The following is a 608-nucleotide window of genomic DNA, read 5'->3' as shown; positions in this document are numbered from 1 at the left end:
AAGAAATCGTTACCTTTGTCGTCCACCAGGATAAACGCCGGGAAATCTTCCACCTCGATTTTCCAGATAGCTTCCATACCCAGTTCCGGGTAAGCCACACACTCCAGGCTCTTGATACTCTGTTGCGCCAGCACCGCCGCCGGGCCACCAATGCTGCCCAGGTAGAAGCCACCGTGTTTCTTACAGGCATCCGTCACCTGCTGGCTGCGGTTGCCTTTCGCCAGCATAATCATGCTGCCACCGTGGGACTGCAGTAAATCCACATAGGAGTCCATGCGCCCGGCTGTGGTTGGGCCCAGAGAGCCGGAGGCATACCCTTCCGGTGTTTTGGCCGGGCCGGCGTAATAAATCGGGTGGTCCTTAATGTACTGTGGCAGTTCTTCACCGCTGTCCAGCAACTCTTTCAGTCTGGCATGGGCAATGTCGCGCCCGACAATAATGGTGCCGTTCAGGGAAAGCCGGGTGGACACCGGGAACTGCGACAGCTGTTGCAGGATTTCGCTCATCGGGCGGTTCAGGTCCACTTTCACCACTTCGCCTTCATTTTCGCCGCGCAGCGCTGCCGGAATGTACTGACCGGGGTTATCTTCCAGCTTCTCAATCCAGAT

1 protein-coding gene is annotated in these 608 nt (G+C 56.9%); it reads right to left on the bottom strand.

What is annotated here, in order from left to right; translation table 11 throughout:
• A partial coding sequence (locus tag A9B99_RS18935) for a FumA C-terminus/TtdB family hydratase beta subunit (protein ID WP_074388841.1) occupies positions 1 to 608 on the bottom strand: 608 nt, incomplete at both ends.

It is taken from the genome of Mangrovibacter phragmitis, assembly GCF_001655675.1.
GTDB lineage: Bacteria > Pseudomonadota > Gammaproteobacteria > Enterobacterales > Enterobacteriaceae > Mangrovibacter > Mangrovibacter phragmitis.
This window is presented reverse-complemented; position numbering and strand designations above follow the sequence as displayed.